This window comes from Streptomyces sp. NPDC047453 (genome assembly GCF_040643155.1).
Taxonomy (GTDB): domain Bacteria; phylum Actinomycetota; class Actinomycetes; order Streptomycetales; family Streptomycetaceae; genus Streptomyces.
Map to the genome: position 1 here is coordinate 1 of NZ_JBEYTS010000050.1, position 17,209 is coordinate 17,209.

Genomic DNA, 17,209 nt, shown 5'->3' on the forward strand with positions numbered 1-17,209 from the left:
CGGCGTCACGCGACGGCCCGTCCTCCAACGGCAGAGGACATTACGGGCGAACAGCCGCACCGATCAGCGACCGAAACCCGCTGACGAATCGAGGTCAACTCTGGAATTCGAGCGGAGGGCGAAGGCATCTTGTCCGACGGCGCGCGGCGACCGTGCGAGCGCCGCATACGGGTTTCTGTGGTTCTGCCGACAGCAGAGGCCTCTTGGTGTGGGACGGCCGTGCTGATTGAGTGCCGTCATGGAGTGCATGGAGATCCTGGTCCTCGGCGGTACGGCCTGGCTGGGGCGTGAACTTTCCCGGCAGGCCCTCGACCGTGGCCACCGGGTGACGTGCCTGGCGCGTGGTGACAGCGGGCCCGTCGCGGAAGGCGCGCGTCTGGTGGCCGCGGATCGGCGCGACCCCGCCGCGTACGCGTCCCTGCCCGACCGGGAATGGGACGCTGTGCTCGAGGTGTCCTGGCAACCCGGCTTCGTACGGAGAGCTGTTGCGACCCTGGGCGCGCGGGCACGTCACTGGATCTACGTCTCCTCGATCAGCGCGTACGCCTCCCACGGCGAGCCCGGCGCGGACGAGTGCGCCGCCCTGTTGACCGCCACAGAGCACGAAGAGGTCGGTCGTGAGCTGTACGGCGAGGCCAAGTCCGCCTTCGAAACGGTTGCTCGGACAGCCCTGGCCGGCCGGCTCCTGGTCGCACGTGCCGGACTCATCGGCGGGCCCGGTGACCACAGCGACCGCTCCGGCTACTGGGTCGCCCGCGCCGCCCGTGCCCCGCAGGCGCCGCTGCTCGTCCCCGACACCCCGAAGGCACCGACGCAGACCATCGACGTACGCGACCTGTCGACGTGGCTCCTGGACGCTGCGGAACGTGGAACCACGGGAACATACAACGCGGTTGGCCCGACTGTGCCCTTCGCCGAGTGGATCGAGCTGTCTCGAGGCGTCGGCGGACACACCGGAACGGTCGTCCCCGTCGCGTCCCAACAGCTCCTCGCGCACGGAGTGACCGAGTACATGGGCCCCGACTCACTGCCCATGTGGGTGGTCGAACCGGGATGGGAGGGCTGGGCGGCGCGCGACGGATCCGCCGCCACCGCCGCGGGCCTGCGCCACCGATCCCGTACCGACCTCCTCGCCGACACTCTGCGCTGGGAACGCGAGCAGGGACTCCACCGGCCACGTCGCGCCGGACTCGGCGCGGACACGGAGCGCGCACTTCTGGCGGCCTTGGGACAAGAGACCGTCCCCGAGCACTCACTGACCAAAGCGCCTCGGGGGAGCGGCCCGTGGAACGCCACGCCGATCGTCAGGGCATCGCGCGCATCCGGCTGATCTCGCTGGTCTGCTGTGCGATCACTTCGTTCGCCATCTCCTCGACCTGTACGTTGTTGCCGTCCGAGAGCGCCGACGTGGCCATGACGATCGCGCCGTTGTGGTGCATGATCATGAGTTTCAGGAACAGCTCGTCGAAGGCCGCGCCCCGCGCCGCGCGCAACTGCTTCAGCTGTGCCTCGGTGGCCATGCCGGGCATCGTGGCATGGTCGTGGTTGTGCCCCGAGCCCGCGCCGCCACTCGTGCGCCGTCCCTCGCCGTGGTTCTTCAACCACCCCTTCATGGCGTCGATTTCAGGCCCCTGTCCTGCGGCGATGCGTGAGGCGATCCGCTTCACCCCGCTCGACTTCGCCTGGTGCTCGGCGAGTTCGGTCATCTCCAGGGCCTGGCCGTGGTGGACGATCATCATCTGGACGTACTCGAAGTCCGCCCCGTTGGGGGACCCGTCGGGGATCTCCTTCGCGGCGTCCTCGGCGGACAGGGTCCGGGCGGGCTCACCGGGTTTGCCGGGCGCGATCACCGAGGGGCCGGGCGCGCTCTTCTTCGCCGGGGCGTCCGTGCCCGAGTCGCACCCGCTGATCGTGCCAAGTGGCTGGGGGTCACGGCTCTCGCCCTTGTCGCCCTCACTGTCAGTTCCCTTGCGAACGGAGACCAGGGAGGAAACAGTGAACCTGTTGAACAGTCCCCGAACACGGCCCAGACACCTCGGGGTTGTGGCAGCCGCTGTCGGACTGCTGGCGGCGCTGCTCACGGCAGCTCCGGCCGTGGCGACGCCCGACCCCGGCGACACCGCCACCGCGCCTCAGCGTGTGTCGAAGAGCGAGGCGGCCGAGACCAGAACGGCCATCGCCAAGGGCGAGATACCGGCGCAGGACGAGATCGTCCACTCCGACAACATCGAACACGTCGCCAACATGCCCAAGGACGCCCTGAAGGACCTGAACTCCGACCTCGCCTTCCAGGGCAAGTACGCGTACGCCGGCAACTATGACGGCTTCCGCATCTTCGACATCAGCAACCCGAAGGCTCCCAAGACGGTCTCCCAGGTGCTGTGCCCTGGGTCGCAGAACGACATATCCGTCTCCGGGAACCTGCTGTTCCTGTCGACCGACTCCTCACGCAGCGACAACTCCTGCTCCAGCACGCCGCAGCCCGCGTCCGAGAAGTCGTCGTGGGAGGGCATGAAGGTCTTCGACATCAGCGACAAGAAGAACCCGAAGTACGTCGCGTCCGTCGAGACCAACTGCGGCTCACACACGCACTCCATCGTTCCCCATGGCCGTAATGTCTACATCTACGTGTCCTCGTACTCCCCGAGCCCGTCGTTCCCCGACTGCCAGCCCCCGCACGACGGCATCTCGATCGTCAAGGTGCCGCGCGACGCTCCCCAGAAGGCCGCGCTCGTCAACTTCGCGGTGCTCTTCCCGGGTGACGGCCCCGACGGTGGCGGCAACCCCGGCGCGCCCACCAACCCGGGTGTCTCCAAGACGACCGGCTGCCACGACATCACCGTGCTGCCGTGCAAGGACCTGGCCGCCGGTGCCTGCATGGGCGACGGCATCCTGATGTCCATCAAGGACCCGGAGCACCCGAAGGTCATCGACCAGGTCCAGGACAACGTCAACTTCGCGTTCTGGCACTCGGCGACCTTCAACCAGACCGCGAAGAAGGTCGTCTTCACCGACGAACTCGGCGGCGGAGGCGCCGCGACCTGCAACGCGGCCATCGGTCCGAACCGCGGAGCCGACGGCATCTACGACATCGTCGGCAAGGGCGACAACCGCAAGCTCGTCTTCCGCGGCTACTTCAAGATTCCCCGGCACCAGGCGGACACCGAGAACTGCGTCGCCCACAACGGCTCGCTGATCCCGGTCAAGGGCCGCGACATCATGGTCCAGGCCTGGTACCAGGGCGGCGTCTCGGTCTGGGACTTCACCGACTCGACACAGCCGAAGGAGATCGGCTACTTCGAGCGCGGCCCGCTCGCCACGGACCGGCTGACCGTGGGCGGCTCCTGGTCCGCGTACTACTACAACGGCTACATCTACTCGAACGACATCGCCAAGGGCTTCGACGTGCTCAAGGTCAACGACCGGCGCACCGACCCGGCCCGCAAGATCCAGCTGGACCAGCTGAACGTCCAGAGCCAGCCGGACTACTTCGACTGACCCGGCAGAAGCCCGCCGGGGCTCCGGGCCAAGGAACCCGGAGACGTGGGCAAGGACTGACAGCGGCGGTCACTCTCCCGGGTGACCGCCGGTCTTCCGGTGGGGGCCGGCGCACTCCGTTCAAGACACACGGACTGACCCTGAGGACTCCAGCCGTCAATGGCGCTTCGGGCCGCCCGGGCACTCCGACATGTTCACCATGGCCGACGCCCCGCGGGTGACGGTGACCTGTTCGGAATGCATCACCTTTCCTGCCGGGTTGAGGCAGGAGATCGTCCAGGACTCCTGGAGCAGCCGGGAGGCGTCCTGGGACTGCCGCACGGACGGGTTGACGTTCCATGTGAAGGTGCCGTCGTCGGACACCTTGATGGTGGACTCGAGGTGCTGGTCCGTCGGGATGGTGCCGCCGTCGGCCACCGGAGTGGGGGACGACTTGAGTGTCACGTCCTTGGTGATGTGTAGTTCGATGTTTTTCGGCGCCTTGCCCTTGATCACGGAGTGCAGGGCAGGGTCGGTGGACATCTCCCAGGCGTGCAGGAAGGCCTCGCGGGCGCTTGATCCCTGGTAGATGCCGGTGCCCCAGTACTGGTCGGCGACGTATTCGTACGGCGGGTGGAAGCGCAGGAGTCCGTTGAATCCCGGCATCAGTTCGGGGGTGAACGCGAAGGTGCCAGAGGTGTAGAAGGCGTGTTCCTCCGCGGTGCCGGAGGCGTTGTAGTACACCTCGGGCCATGGCCCTGACGGCCAGCCGCCGAGGTCCGAGCCGAGTGACTCGGCGAGGGACTGGTACAGGTCCTCCTCGACCGGGTCGGGCTCCAGCGGGGACGACGGGGCACGCAGCAGACGTTCATCCGGGGTGTGCGCGTTGATGGCCACGGTGAATTGGTGGGCGTTCACCAACTCGCGCATGTTCTCGATCTCGGGCTCCGAGTAGGGCGCCGAGCCGTGGTGGTCGCTCGCGAGGAGGTTGGTGGTGGAGCCGGGGCCGCCCCAGAAGGCGCCGTAGTTGCGGTTCGGGTCGACGCCCGAGTTGGCGTTGGCCGGGTCCTCGCAGTCGGCGGCGGTGGGCACAAGGCCGGGAGTGACGCGGCAGTTCTTGCGCTTCATCTCGTTGATGCGGGAGCGGGAGACGTCGTAACCGTCGGCGTTGACCACCGGCACGACGACGATCCTGCTCGAGTCCATCAGATGGGTGAACCGGTCGTCGGTGCCGTACGAGGTGACGGCCTCGGTGATGAACTCCGTGGTCAACTCGGCGGTGGGCCACTCGCGGGCATGGTGCACTCCGGTGAGCAGGAACTCCGGCTTGCCCGCGTACTCGTGGACGTCCCCGGTGACCTCGACGCCGTAGACAGTCTTGCCCAGCAGGGTGGTGTGAGGCAGCCGGAACAGCTTGACCTGCTTCGGATACCGCTTGGCGAGGGCCTTGAGTTCGGTGTTGATGGTGCCGAGGTCGCGGTACGCGACGCGGCCGGTCGGAAGCGTGGATTTCTCCCCCGCCGCGGCCGCGGCGGCCTCGGCCGCACGTGCGCCGTCGAGGGTGGCGAGGTCGTCGTCGACACTCTCGGTGCGGTACGTCCAGCCGCCGGCGGCCAGGGCGACATGGTCGTCCGGGGAGTGCAGCAGGACTTCGGCGTGCTTGTCGTCGGCCTCGATGATGTCGAGGCCGGTCGCGGCGAGCGCCTGCTGCTCGGCGGCGGTGTCGGCCTGGACGCTGGCCAGGGCGAGGTCCGATTCGCCGCGCCCGGCGGGGGAGGCCGGTGCTGCGGCCTGGACGCCGGTGGTGGTGAGGGCCAGTAGGGCCGTCGTCGTGCCGAGGGCGCTGACGGCGCGGGTGAGGGCACGGAATGTGTGGGGCGAGGGCTTTCTGCGGGACGAGGGCTGTCTCACGTGGTGCTCGCTCTCTGCTCGCGGGAAACGGCACGCGGCCGGGAAGGCCGGGAAACCGTCCGACGCGCGCAGGATTCCACCTTGCCGTGTACTGATCAACGGTCGTGTCACCGTGGTCGCATACGCGCGCATGGTGCCGACCCGCTGGACGGCCATCCAGCAGGTCGAGTTCGGCACGGGCCCAGTCTGTCCGGACCGGCGTCCCACCGGCCCCCATACTCGGGAGCGATGACGTGGTAGGAGGAACAAGCGGCAGCGGCGCGGGCGGTCAACCGGGCAAGGTGCGGGTGGACGACTGCGGGGACCGGCACACCACATGGGGCCACCTGGTCAGCCGGCGCGGGCGGCGAGCCATGCCCGGTGGGCCGACCGCACCCTCTCCCAGAGCGCGGAACGCTCCTGCTCGCCGACGTCGGTGAGGGTGAGACCGAAGACCTCCGCGAGGGCTCCGAACCAGGCGGCCTCGGTGGTCAGTTCGCGCTCCGACCGCCCGTCACCGTCCGTCCGGACCAGTACGCAGCCCCGGAGCTCGTCCGTGCCGTCCGCATCCCTGCGGATCGCGGAGGCGACCCGGACGAAACCCGAACTCGGCGAGGTGGACAACTCCCGGTGCTGTGCGGCGAAGTCCTCCGGCCCGGCGGGCGCCATGGTGAAGTCCATCCCGGCGAAGGAGCCGCGGGGGTCGTGGTCGAAGCGCCACCCGTCGGGCTCGACCGCCGACCGCGAGAGCCGATAGGTGAAGGGCCCCTGACGGTACTTCCCGGCACGGAGCGGCAGCGGCTCGTAGAGCGCGTCACCGAGCCCGACGTCGACCAACCAGGTCTCGCTCTCGCAGACCACCGTGAGGGCCAGATGGTTGGCGTTCGCGCCGGGCGGCTGGGCGGTTTGACTGCCCTGGACGCCGCCGCGGTGCCACGCCACGGCGTACCCCAGGGCGTCGAGCAGAGTGGCGAAGGCTCCGTTGAGGTGGAAGCAGTAACCGCCGCGCCCCCGGAGGATCCGGTCCACCGACTCCTCGGGATCCACCGTGGTCGCCCGCCCCAGATGGATCTCCAGCGTCTCGTACGGCACCCGGGCCACATGCGCGGCGTGCAGCGCCCGCAGCACCGCTACTGACGGTGTCTCAGGATCCGCGACACCCAGTCGCTCCAGATAGCGGTCGACATCCACCTTCGGCATGTCCTGGACTCTAGTGCCCCAACAGGCAACGTTCGCCCCGTCGCGACGCCCGGCACGCTCCCCCGCGCTCTTCGAGCAGGGGGGACCCCCACTCGCCGCACCGGCCGAAAGCCCAAGTACGTCCAGTACGGGGACTTCCGGCCGGCACTCCCCCAAGCTCTTCGAGCAGGGGGACCCCCAGAGCACGCATCGGACGCCGCTCCTTGACGGGCAAACGTTGCCTGCCGGGGCACTAGTCAGCACCGGTGACATCCGGTCAACTTCGGTTGGATCAGGTGCCGACCGCTGCGCTCGGCACTCCCGTACGGGCGGCGTCGGCAACGAAGATTCCCGTCAACCCATTACCAAGCGTTTACTGAGCAGATACTTTCTCCTTGCCGGTGGCAGGGGGGTGGACCGATCCGGCCATCCCCACCTGCCCCGGAGTGCAGCCGTACGCCCGTTCGGCCTGTTTTCGGCCATTACGCCCATTTCTGATGGACTGCCGGAAGGACGCGTCTTGAACGCTCGGAACCGCCGCACCACGGTAGCCGCCGTATCCGCCGCAGGGCTCATAGCGCCGCTGCTGCTGATCGGATCGGGCACCGCCTCCGCTCACAGCGACCCTGCCAAGGAGGCTGCCAAGCTTGCACAGAAGCTCGTCAAGAAGAGCAACGCCGAGGATGCCTACGAGCATCTGAAGAAGTTCCAGCGGATCGCTGACAAGAACGGGAACACCCGGGTGGCCGGGTCGGAGGGCCATCGGCAGTCCGCCGAGTATGTCGAGGGCCTGCTGCGGAAGGCCGGGTACTCGGTGACCCGGAACGAGTTCGACTACCAGTTCAGTCAGACGCTCGCAGAGAGCCTGCGGGTGGTGTCGCCGCAGCAGCAGGACATCCCGCTGATCGCCATGACGTACTCTGCCAACAGCCCCACCGGCGGCATCACCGCCCCGGTCGCGGTGGTGCCGGTCGACGACACCACCGGCTGCGAGCCGGGTGACTACGCGCCGGGGACGTTCACCGGCAAGATCGCGCTGATCAAGCGCGGCGGCTGCACCTTTGCGGACAAGCAGGCGACCGCCGCCGGTGCGGGCGCGGTCGGCGCGATCATCTACAACAACACCGACGGCGCCCTCAACGGCACCCTGGGAGACCCGAACGTCGCGAAGATCCCGACCGGTGGCGTCACGCAGGCGGACGGTCAGGCCTTGGCGGCCAAGGCCGCTTCCGGCGCAGTGACCGTCAACCTGGAGATCCACACCTTCGCGGAGATGCGGCGCACCTACAACGTCATCGCCGAGACCAAGGGCGGCGACCCCGACAACGTGGCGATGTTCGGCGCCCACCTGGACTCGGTGGCGGCCGGCCCGGGCATCAACGACAACGGTTCCGGCTCCGCCGGCATCCTCGACGTGGCCCTGAACCTCGCCCACCAGAAGGTCCAGAACAAGGTGCGTTTCGCCTGGTGGTCGGCTGAGGAGTTCGGCCTGCTGGGCTCGGAGGCCTACGTCGACAGCCTCTCGGCGGCGGACCGTGCGAAGGTCAAGCTCTACCTGAACTTCGACATGATCGCCTCGCCGAACTACGCCCAGTTCGTCTACGACGGTGACGACTCCGACCAGGTCGGTGCCGGTCCCGGCCCGGAGGGATCGGCGCAGCTGGAGCGGCAGATCACCGACTACCTGGACAGCCGGCGCATTCCGCACGAGGGCACCGACTTCACCGGCCGTTCGGACTACGGGCCGTTCATCGAGGTGGGCATCCCCTCGGGCGGCACCTTCACCGGAGCCGAGGGCGTCAAGACGGCCGAGCAGGCGAAGCTGTACGGCGGTAAGGCCGGTGTCGCGTATGACGCCTGCTACCACGCCGCTTGCGACAACCTGAAGAACATCAACATGAAGGCGTTCGACGTCAACATCGACGTCATCGCCAACGCGGTGGGCCAGTACGCCTGGGACACCAGCCTCCTCAGCAAGCCGGTGGCGCCGCAGAACACCAAGGGTTCGGCGGGCAGCGGCGGTGGCCTGCACGAGGGCCACGACCACGAGGTCACCGAGTAACTCCCCGTACACACAAAGGGAGGGCCGGACTGTCCGGCCCTCCCCGCGCCGTTCATCCAGGGACTCGGGAAGCCCGCGTCCGGGCGATAACCGGTGGTGCGGCGGTGGGCAGGGATGCCAGCCTGATGCGCATGTCCGCGCACTCCGAACGGCTTCTGCGGGAGATGTATGCCTCCCTCGGGCAGCGCAAGCGCCCCGAGGACGTCGCCCAGTTGATCCGTGACCTCTTCGACGCGACGCCGGGCTCCTTGGACCGACGCACCCGTACCGCGCTGGAGAAGGCGACACGGACGTCGCTGCGCAGCCTGTGGCACGGCTACACGTCGATGGTGGAGGACTTCGCCCGCCCGGTCGGCGCGCAGCGCCAACTTGCCCGGGCCGCCGATCTGTTCGCCACCGTCACCGCGCTTCCGGAGGCGGCCGGGGACGACCCGGCGCAGGTTGAGGCGGTCATCCGGGCCGCGGGCGAGGAGATCCGCAAGGAGTACGGGCACAGCGACTTCCTCTCCGACCGGCTCAATCGTGAGCAGCGCACCGAGGCCGGGCTGGAGGAGGTGTCCAAGCGGCAGTACAACAAGCGGTTCCGGCTTCTGCGCCGCATGGAGGCCAAGCTCACCCGGATCCTTGTGGAGCAGCACAAGCGCGAGATCACGGTGATCGGCAAGAGCGGGCTCGCTTCCCGGTTGACGTACGAGGAGTTCACAGCCGATGCCGGCACGGCCGCGTTCATCGCGTATCTGACCGCACGCGCCAACCTGCGCAGCGAGTTCACCGTCTCCGGCCAGCAGCGTCCCTACGACGAGGTGGCCGACGCCCTGTTCCGGCGGCTGGACGCGGACACCGCGAACTGGTTCGCCGTCGCCCATGTGCATCCCACCGCCGAGGTGCTGAAGCATGTGGGTGACGAACAGCGGGGACTGCTGCTCGGGCGCTGGTACGGCATTTTGCTCAAGGTCGCGGAGCAGTTGGAGGAGCTGTGGCAGCGGCAGCCGGTGGACCGCACGACCATGGTCGTGGAGCGCGGGCAGGATTCCACCACCTGGAACCAGGCGGCACGGGCCTGGACCACGGCACGCTCCAGTTGGTTCGCACTGCTGGAGGCCATGGGCGCACAGGACCTCATCGAGCGGATCTGCCCCGGCAAGGTGCTGCTCCTCGTCGCGGCAGACGTGGCCGCCTGGCACCGCCAGGCGGGAGGCGGGCTGCACCCGGACACCGGCGTGTGGGCTGAGCTGCCGCTGCCCTGGCAGGTGCTGCGTGGAGAGGCGGAGTGCCCGCGGTGGCTCGTCGAACAGGTCTGCCGGCGCCACGGTGTGGATCCCGCGCGGGGCGGCTGGACCCGAGCGAAGCGGGTGGTGCGCCCGGTGCCGTTCCGGGCCACGCCCGAGATGGTGCACGGTGTCACGGTCGCCGACCCGATGCTGGCCACGCTGCTGCGCTCGGCAGGAGTCTTCTCCGGGAAGCCGCCACGGCCCGCGGCGGCGGAAATACGTTGACCTCGCCACAGCCGACCGGGAGACTCGGGGCCGGCGAGGAAGCTCAGATGGTGGAGCGGCCGGCTCTTAACCGGCTGGACGCAGGTTCGAGCCCTGCCCTCGTCTGCGGCTCATGGGCACCGGGAAGCTCTGCGGTGGAGCGCCTGGCTCGGGACCGGGTGGACGTAGGTTCGAATCCTGCCCCGGTGCCCCGCCGCAGGGACTGACTGGGTCACCGCCGCCACCTTGGCCGGCTGATCACTGGCGTATGCGGAGCTCGAAGCGGGGCTGCCGATTTGGCGGCGTCCGAGGCGTCCTGACGCCGTCCCGCGACCCGCCCGCCGGCCCGATTGTCCAGCAGCCGTGCATGCTGTCGTGCTCGGCCGCGGCAAACGGAACCGGCCCGCTTACTTCCCGCACAGGAGGGCGTATCCCGAAGAGCGCTGTGGCACGATCGGCTGCCATGCCGTCTCTGTCCGCTCGTCCGTCAACACCCCCTCGCCGCCTGCTCGTTGCCCTGCTCGCGCTGCTCGCGCTGCTCGTCGGAGCCGGCGCCGGCGCCGCCGACGCCGCCCCCGAACGTGTGGCCGCGGCGAAGAGCGTCCAGGTCGCGACACCCGATCACCTGCGCTACGACGTGACCCTGCGCGCCGACGCCGACGGCACCCATTGGAAGGGCCGGCAGCGCGTGTCGTTCCGCAATGCCTCCGACCGGCCTCTGCGCGAGGTGTACCTGCGACTGTGGGGCAACGGCGTGGACGCCTGCGGCACTTCCGGCAGCCCTTCTCCCGTCACCGTGTCACGGGTACGCGGCGGCACGGCGGGGCGGCTCAGCGTGGACTGCACGGCGCTGCGTATCACCCTGCCCACACCTCTCGGGCGCGGCCGGCGCACGGCTGTCTCCTTCGACCTGTCCCTCACCGCGCCCGGGCGCAACGACCGCTTCGGCCGCGAGGGTGCGTTCCGTTTCCTCGGCAATGCGCTGCCCGTGCTCGCCGTGCACGACGCGGCGGGATGGCACCTCGATCCGTATGTGTCGACCGGCGAGAGCTTCTACACCCTGGCCGGCGACTTCCAGGTCACGCTCGACCACCCCTCGGCCCTCAAGGTCCCGGCGACCGGCCGCACCCGCACCAGTCCCGGCACGCCGGGGCGCACTGTCACGCACAGCGTCGCTCACCGGGTACGGGACTTCGCGTGGGCGGCAGGCCCGTTCCGCACCGCGGACCAGACCACTCCCGGCGGCGTGCGGGTCAGATCGTACTGGGCACCCGACACGCCGGCCGAGGGCGTGCGGCTCGCCCGCCAGGACGGCGCCGCCGCCGTCGACCGGTTCAGCACGGAGTACGGCCGCTACCCCTACGGCGAGCTCGACCTGGTGATGACCCCGCAGTTCGGCGGCGGCATGGAATATCCCGGCCTGGTCCTGCTCGGCACCACCGAGGAAGGCAACGCCGTCGTCCATGAAGTGGCCCACCAGTGGTGGTACGGCATCGTCGGCAACGACCAATACCGTGCGCCCTGGCTGGACGAGAGCTTCGCCCAGTACGCCAACTTCCGCTTCTACGGCTTGGACACCCGCGACTGCTGGGACCCGGACGAGTGGCCCGACCAGGACGCCGCGCTCACCAGCTCGATGGCCTACTGGTCGACGCACCGCGGCACGTACCACCTCATCTACACCGCCGGCCCCTGCGCCCTGGCAGACCTGGAACGCACCCTCGGCAGCGCCACCATGGCACGCCTTCTCAAGCGCTACGCCCACGACCACTGGGACGGCGTCTCCACCACCGCCGACTTCAAGAAAGCCGCCCAGTCCATGACCGACAAGGACCTGACCTCCTTCTGGAGCACGCACCGCATCCGGTGAACATCCCCGGTACAACTACGCCTGCGGCGATGCCTTCTCGCCGGCGGGCCACGAACTCTGCGGCGAGACCTTCAGAGTTCAGGCGCCGGCCTTGGGGTGGGCGGGGCTCAGGTAGTGCACCGCGGTCCGCTCGGCGTGCGGGACGAGCAGGCCCTGCAGTTCGTCTGCCGCGACCTTGAGGAGGTCGCCGTCGCGCATGGCGTGGAGGGTTTCCAGGGCGAAGACGACGTGGGCGGAGTCCTCGGTGACGCGGGTGCGGTGGGCGTCGCGGTGGTTCCAGTGGCGGGTGAGGACGCCGGTGGCGTCGGCGTAGATGATCTCACCGGGCTTGGGGTGTTCGACGGTGTCGGGCTCGCCGAGCGGGGTGAACTCCTCGCTTCCGTCGGCGTAGCGGATGTCGACGTCGCCGGTGACGTGGTCGAGGTCGAAGGCGCCGGAGGGCAGCCCGTGGCGGACGGAGACGGAGTTGTAGGAGTCGACCGCCGGGTTGATACGTGGGAGCACACCCTTCTTGGTCATGCGCCGGCCGAGGGCGTCGACACTGGGGCGGATACGGCGGGGGTTGGTGCCGAAGGAGCGGTAGGCGGTGTGCCACGCCTCGATGCGCGGGTCGCTCTCGTCGGCGGGCTGCCATATGCCGAGGGCGAGTTGCTGCTCCAGGTCTTCGAGAGCGGTGGTGGTGTCGGGCCAGGGTTCGTGGCCGCGCAGGCCGGTGGCGGTGACCAGGGCGATGAGGGTGTCCGGGAAGGCGCCGGTGACGGCGGGGCTGATGCGGAAGGCGGTCATGAGCATGGTCCTCCTCTGGTGCGTGGGCCGGCGGCCGCTTCAGGGCCTCCAGGGGCCGATGCGGTCCAGGCGGCGCAGCTGCTGGCGTGCGGCGGGCACGTCCAGACCCTGGCCGCGCTCGGTGAGTTGGCCGGCGACGGCGGTGCGGTGCTCGACGGGTTTGTGGTCGTCGTACTTGAACTTGGCCCGTACCTCGGTGACTTCCAGGCGCAGTCCGCGGATGCCGGGGAGCATCCGCCCGTAGGGCGGCTGGTCCACGTCGATGGGGGCGTGGTCGCCGTCGGGCTGGAAGTGGGCCATCTGGCGGCGCAGCAGGTCGGCCTTGGCCTCGGGGGCGTCGACGATGTGGGCTCGGCAGGTGAACTGGACGGCCGCGTAGTAGCTGGTGGGCACGCCATCGGTGGGCGGGATGTCGGGCTTGGCGCGCCAGGGTCCGGGGACGTAGGCGTAGTCGCCGATGACGGTGAAGGTGACGTGCGGGTCGTGCGCGATCGCCTTCCAGACCGGATTGGGCCGGGCGAGGTGGACCAGCAGTTGGCCGTTGTCGGTGGTGAAGTGGGTGGGGACGACGATGGGTGCCTGGCCGGGCAGGCCGTTGACGCTGAGCTGGCCGAAGTCGTGGCCGTCGGCGATCCAGGTCTGCCATTCGGCATCGTCCAGGCCGGCATCCCAGGGCTGGATGAACATGCGATTCTCCTTGGCGGCGGTAGGGCGGACGGTGGGGCGGTTCAGGTGAGGGCGAGGAGGCTGACCGCGACGGCGGCGGTGCCCAGGCCGACGAGTTGGCCGCGGTGGATGCGTTCGGCGAGCACGCCGCGGGCGAGCAGGACCGTGCCGGCCGGATACAGGGCGGTGATCACGGCGACGACGGTGAGGTCCCCGCTGCGGGCGGCGAGCAGGAACAGCAGGTTTGCCAGTGAGTCCAGCACGCCCGCGGCCGCGGAGATCGCGTAGGCGGGCTTCTCCGGGCCCAGCCGACGGTGCATCACCGCGGCCGCGGTCAGGGTGACGGCCGAGGAGACCGCTCTGCCGATGATCAGAGGGGCCACACCGCTGTCGGAGGGCGCCTGGTGCAGGAAGACGAGCTGAAGGGCGATGGCGGCACCCGCGCCGAAGGCCAGCAGCAGCGCCGTCCGCGACGGACGTGACGAGCGTGCTCCGTGCCCGGCGCTCACCATGACCACCGCCACCAGCGCCAGCGGCAGACCCGCAAGCCCCGCCACGCCCAGGCGCTCGCCCTGGAGCAGCCCGACCGCGACCGGCAGTGCGGCGGACACCAGTGCGGTGATGGGCGAGAGCACGTTCATCGGGCCGATCGCGAGGGTCTGGTACAGCAGGGCGAACGCGGCGGCGGACGCGATCCCGGAGGCTGCGCCCCACCCGACGCTTGCCCAGGTGAACGAGGCGCCCAGGACGGGCCACAGCAGCAGCTCGACGGCGAGACTGGCCGGCGCCGCGACCAGCACGGTGCGCAGCACATGCGCCCTACGGGCACCGAGGCCTCCGAGGAAATCGGCGCATCCGTAGGCGAGAGAGCTGCCCAGGGCCAGCAGCAGAGCGAGCACGGCACTTCCCTAACTTTCACAATGGAACGACCCGACCGTACAATGAAACGACCGCCTGCTGTCAACCAAATGACCGCATGGTCCATTCCAGTGCTCCACTCGTCAGGACGGTGATCAAGTGGCCGAGGCAGAAGCAGCCCTGCGCACGCTCGCGCACAACGTCAGGGCCGCACGCACGCGCGCGGGCCTGTCCCTGGACGAGTTGGGCCGCCGCGCCAAGGTCAGCAAGGGTGCCCTGGTCGGGCTGGAGAAAGCCCAGGGCAACCCGAACTTCGCCACCCTGGTCCGCCTCGCCGACACCCTCGGCATCTCGGTGTCCGCACTGATGGAGGGACCGGCCGAAGGCCGGGTCCGAGTGGTGTCCGCCGATGCCGTCATGCCCTTGTGGGCGGGGGAGCGGGGCAGCGAGGCCCGGCTCATGCTGACCACCTCGGGACCGGCTCCGGTCGAGGTCTGGCGCTGGAGACTGGAGCCCGGAGAGGAATACCCCAGCCACCCCCACCAGGCCGGCGTCGTGGAAACCGTCAGCGTCACATCCGGCCGGATGACACTGATCGTCGACGGCGCCGAGCATCCCGTCGAAGCCGGACAGACTGCCGCCTTCGACGGTGACACCACCCACACCTACCGCGGCTCGGGCACCGAGACCTGCCACCTGATCATGACCGTTCACATCCCGCCCGGCCCCGGCTCCACAGCCTGACCGGCACGGGCGCGACAGCTTGGCACTGCGCGCACTCCGGTGCCGCCGGCAGGAGGCCGTCCTCGAGGGTGACGAATGCCAGGGGTGCGCCCGGTCGGAGGTGGATCAACCCGTGGTGGCGAGTTCGAGGAGGTGCCGGGCCGTGCCGGCAGGATCGACGATCTGGTGGAGGTGTGAGCCGGGCAGTTGTGCCACACGCCATCCGCGTTGGCGCGCCTCGGCGGCGAAGTCGTCATAGGGAGGGCCGAACAGCAAGTAGGAACAGGGGTGGTCGTCCCAGCCGTCGGGGACCGGGATGTGCTGCTCGTAGTAGGACAGCGGCAGGGTGGGCTGCTCCTCGACGACCGTCCGCCGCACCCCCGGATCAGAGAACATGGGCGCGACGTCTGCCTCGTCCCACCAATCGGTCCAGCGCGGCAGCCTGCCGTTCACAGCCATCGGACGGAGGTACTCCAGCAACTCCGGTGAGGCGACAGGGGTCGGTCCGGTGCGGGCCGGCAGCGCGGCATCGACGAAGATCGAGTGGGTCACTGGGTGGTCGAGGCCCGAGCGAATCGAAGGGAGAAACAAGCCTGCGTTGCTGTGTGCCACCAATGTGACGGGGCTGCCGGCCGAGACTTGCCGGAGGTCGTCGCGGACGGCACTGATGATGCGGGGCCAGAAGGGCGGAGCACCGGCGCCTACGCGCAGCAGGGATGGCACCCGCACCTGGTGACCCGCCGCTGTCAGGTGTTCGGCCACTGGGTGCCAGGTCGAGGGACCTACAGACGGACTGTGCACGAGAACGAAGATCGGCTGCATGCGACGATCCTGTCGGCCATGCCAGGGGAGGCGCGACAGTCTCGGCCGACAGCAGAACGCTTCGCCGCGCCCTCCGGCACCGTCACGCCTGCGCAGGACAGAAAGCTCGGCGAGCGTTTCCGTAAAGGCGACGACCTCGGCCGCGGCCCCTGTCTGAGATACGCCTCGCCCCCGAGGGCACACCGTTTAGCCGACCCTGGTCGGGCCGCCGGGCGGCACCGGCCGTCCGCGGCAGCTTCGTGAGGCGGTATCCGTCTCCGTGGCGGTCGGTGAAGCCGGGAGCGGGAGCGCCCTGGGAGACGCCCCCGCTCTGTGTGCCACGGAGTCGGTGTGCGGCCTTCTCAGGCCGAGCGGGTGGTCTCCTCGTGCAGCACCGGGTGGGCGAAGGGGAGGCCGGCGGTGTAGCGGGCGAGTTCGTCGGCGGCGGCTGCCGCCATGCGGTGGAGTTCGCCGCCGAGGGAGCCGGCGACGTGCGGGGTGAGGAGGACGTTGGGCAGGTCGTACAACGGGGAGTCGGCGGGCAGGACTTCGGGGACCGTGACGTCGAGAACCGCGTTGAGGCGGCCGGTGAGGAGTTCGTCGACCAGGGCGTCCTGGTCGACGAGGGAGCCACGGGAGGTGTTCACCAAGGTCGCGTCGTCGCGGAACAGGGCGAGCCGGCGGCGGTCGATGAGGTGCCGGGTGGCGGGGAGTTCGGGGGCGTGGACGGTGACCACGTCGCTGGCCGCGCACAGCTCGTCCAGCTCCACCGAGCGGGCGCCGAGGAGTTCGGCCTCCGTCGCGTCCACGTAGGGGTCGTGCAGGAGCAGGTCGATGTCGTGCGGGCGGAGGAGTTCCAGGACGCGGCGGCCGATGCGGGAGGCGCCGACGACGCCGACCGTACGCCGGTAGTTCCCGACCTGGGGGTAGGCGGTCAGCCAGTCGTGCTCGACGCCGCGCCGGGCGCGGTAGTCGTCCCGTAGGCGCAGCAGTTGCTTGTTGGCGAGGAGGATCATCGCCACGGTGTACTCGGCGACGGGCAGGGCGTTGGCCCAGGCGGCCGAGGTGACCTGGATCCCGCGCCGCCAGCAGGCATCGGTGATGTGGTGCTTGACCGATCCGGCGGCGTGGATGACGGCTCGCAGCGCGGGCGCCCGGGCGAGGACGTCCTCGCCCAGCGGCGGGCAGCCCCAGCTGCTGACGATGACCTCGGTCTCGCGCAGGGCCGCGGCGGCCCGCGGGTCGTCGAAGTCGTCGACGACGAGGGCCGGGTCGAGGTCGGCGAGCGCGGTGAGCCGCTCCAGGGTGGCGCGGTCGATCAGCCGGCCGGCGAGATCGGCGTGCATGGCCAGCAGAGTGCGCGGACGCCGCCGTCCGGAGGCGGCCGGGTTCGGCAGCGCGGCTGGTGCGGTCGGGGGGTTG

The 17,209-nt window shown here is 69.7% G+C and carries 14 protein-coding genes and 2 tRNA genes; 8 read left to right on the forward strand and 8 right to left on the reverse strand.

Features of this window, described 5'->3' with window-relative positions:
* Window positions 1-247: 247 nt before the first annotated feature.
* The gene (locus ABZ818_RS30660; RefSeq protein WP_361421788.1) at window positions 248-1,330 is read left to right on the forward strand and encodes an NAD-dependent epimerase/dehydratase family protein; all 1,083 of its coding nucleotides are present in this window, start codon (window positions 248-250) and stop codon (window positions 1,328-1,330) included.
* Here the strand turns inward: ABZ818_RS30660 and ABZ818_RS30665 are convergent.
* Window positions 1,305-1,910: a DUF305 domain-containing protein gene (locus ABZ818_RS30665; protein ID WP_361421791.1), complete on the reverse strand. Its 606-nt coding sequence runs from the start codon at window positions 1,908-1,910 to the stop codon at window positions 1,305-1,307. The two genes, ABZ818_RS30660 and ABZ818_RS30665, sit on opposite strands and share 26 nt — an antisense overlap.
* Before the next feature lie 85 nt (window positions 1,911-1,995).
* Here ABZ818_RS30665 and ABZ818_RS30670 point away from each other — a divergent pair, with 85 nt between their 5' ends.
* Window positions 1,996-3,498 carry a hypothetical protein gene (locus ABZ818_RS30670; protein WP_361421693.1) on the forward strand — a complete coding sequence of 501 codons (1,503 nt, stop codon included), beginning with the start codon at window positions 1,996-1,998 and terminating at the stop codon, window positions 3,496-3,498.
* A 156-nt stretch (window positions 3,499-3,654) separates the two neighbouring features.
* On the opposite strand, the gene ABZ818_RS30675 is transcribed toward ABZ818_RS30670, so the two are convergent.
* Both ABZ818_RS30675 and ABZ818_RS30680 read right to left on the reverse strand, forming a co-directional pair.
* Window positions 3,655-5,388: a M14 family zinc carboxypeptidase gene (locus ABZ818_RS30675; protein WP_361421696.1), complete on the reverse strand. Its 1,734-nt coding sequence runs from the start codon at window positions 5,386-5,388 to the stop codon at window positions 3,655-3,657.
* A gap of 330 nt (window positions 5,389-5,718) precedes the next feature.
* The gene (locus ABZ818_RS30680; RefSeq protein WP_361421698.1) at window positions 5,719-6,567 is read right to left on the reverse strand and encodes an arylamine N-acetyltransferase; all 849 of its coding nucleotides are present in this window, start codon (window positions 6,565-6,567) and stop codon (window positions 5,719-5,721) included.
* Between the two features lie 499 nt (window positions 6,568-7,066).
* On the opposite strand from ABZ818_RS30680, the gene ABZ818_RS30685 reads away from it, so the two are divergent.
* From ABZ818_RS30685 to ABZ818_RS30705, 5 genes are all read left to right on the forward strand, one after another.
* Entirely contained in the window at window positions 7,067-8,608 is a 1,542-nt protein-coding gene (locus tag ABZ818_RS30685; RefSeq protein WP_361421701.1) for a M28 family metallopeptidase, read from the forward strand.
* Window positions 8,609-8,739: 131 nt separating this feature from the next.
* Window positions 8,740-10,104, forward strand: coding sequence for a hypothetical protein (locus ABZ818_RS30690; RefSeq protein WP_361421704.1), 1,365 nt, complete (start codon window positions 8,740-8,742; stop codon window positions 10,102-10,104).
* 32 nt (window positions 10,105-10,136) lie between these two features.
* Window positions 10,137-10,209, forward strand: a tRNA-Lys gene (locus tag ABZ818_RS30695).
* Between the two features lie 11 nt (window positions 10,210-10,220).
* A tRNA-Pro gene (locus ABZ818_RS30700) sits at window positions 10,221-10,294 on the forward strand.
* Between the two features lie 252 nt (window positions 10,295-10,546).
* Window positions 10,547-11,953, forward strand: coding sequence for a M1 family metallopeptidase (locus ABZ818_RS30705; protein WP_361421707.1), 1,407 nt, complete (start codon window positions 10,547-10,549; stop codon window positions 11,951-11,953).
* 78 nt (window positions 11,954-12,031) lie between these two features.
* On the opposite strand, the gene ABZ818_RS30710 is transcribed toward ABZ818_RS30705, so the two are convergent.
* From ABZ818_RS30710 to ABZ818_RS30720, 3 genes are read right to left on the reverse strand one after another with little or no spacing between them, the layout of a single operon-like run.
* Window positions 12,032-12,739, reverse strand: coding sequence for a phenylalanine--tRNA ligase beta subunit-related protein (locus ABZ818_RS30710; RefSeq protein ID WP_361421710.1), 708 nt, complete (start codon window positions 12,737-12,739; stop codon window positions 12,032-12,034).
* Window positions 12,740-12,778: 39 nt separating this feature from the next.
* The gene (locus tag ABZ818_RS30715; RefSeq protein WP_361421713.1) at window positions 12,779-13,426 is read right to left on the reverse strand and encodes an FMN-binding negative transcriptional regulator; all 648 of its coding nucleotides are present in this window, start codon (window positions 13,424-13,426) and stop codon (window positions 12,779-12,781) included.
* A 41-nt stretch (window positions 13,427-13,467) separates the two neighbouring features.
* Window positions 13,468-14,304: an EamA family transporter gene (locus ABZ818_RS30720; protein ID WP_361421716.1), complete on the reverse strand. Its 837-nt coding sequence runs from the start codon at window positions 14,302-14,304 to the stop codon at window positions 13,468-13,470.
* A gap of 118 nt (window positions 14,305-14,422) precedes the next feature.
* Between ABZ818_RS30720 and ABZ818_RS30725 the strand changes: the two genes are divergently transcribed.
* On the forward strand, window positions 14,423-15,007 hold the full coding sequence (locus ABZ818_RS30725; protein ID WP_361421719.1) for an XRE family transcriptional regulator: 585 nt from the start codon (window positions 14,423-14,425) through the stop codon (window positions 15,005-15,007).
* A 105-nt stretch (window positions 15,008-15,112) separates the two neighbouring features.
* On the opposite strand, the gene ABZ818_RS30730 is transcribed toward ABZ818_RS30725, so the two are convergent.
* Both ABZ818_RS30730 and ABZ818_RS30735 read right to left on the reverse strand, forming a co-directional pair.
* The gene (locus ABZ818_RS30730; protein ID WP_361421722.1) at window positions 15,113-15,538 is read right to left on the reverse strand and encodes a hypothetical protein; all 426 of its coding nucleotides are present in this window, start codon (window positions 15,536-15,538) and stop codon (window positions 15,113-15,115) included.
* A gap of 611 nt (window positions 15,539-16,149) precedes the next feature.
* On the reverse strand, window positions 16,150-17,133 hold the full coding sequence (locus tag ABZ818_RS30735) for a hydroxyacid dehydrogenase (protein ID WP_361421794.1): 984 nt from the start codon (window positions 17,131-17,133) through the stop codon (window positions 16,150-16,152).
* Window positions 17,134-17,209: the final 76 nt, after the last annotated feature.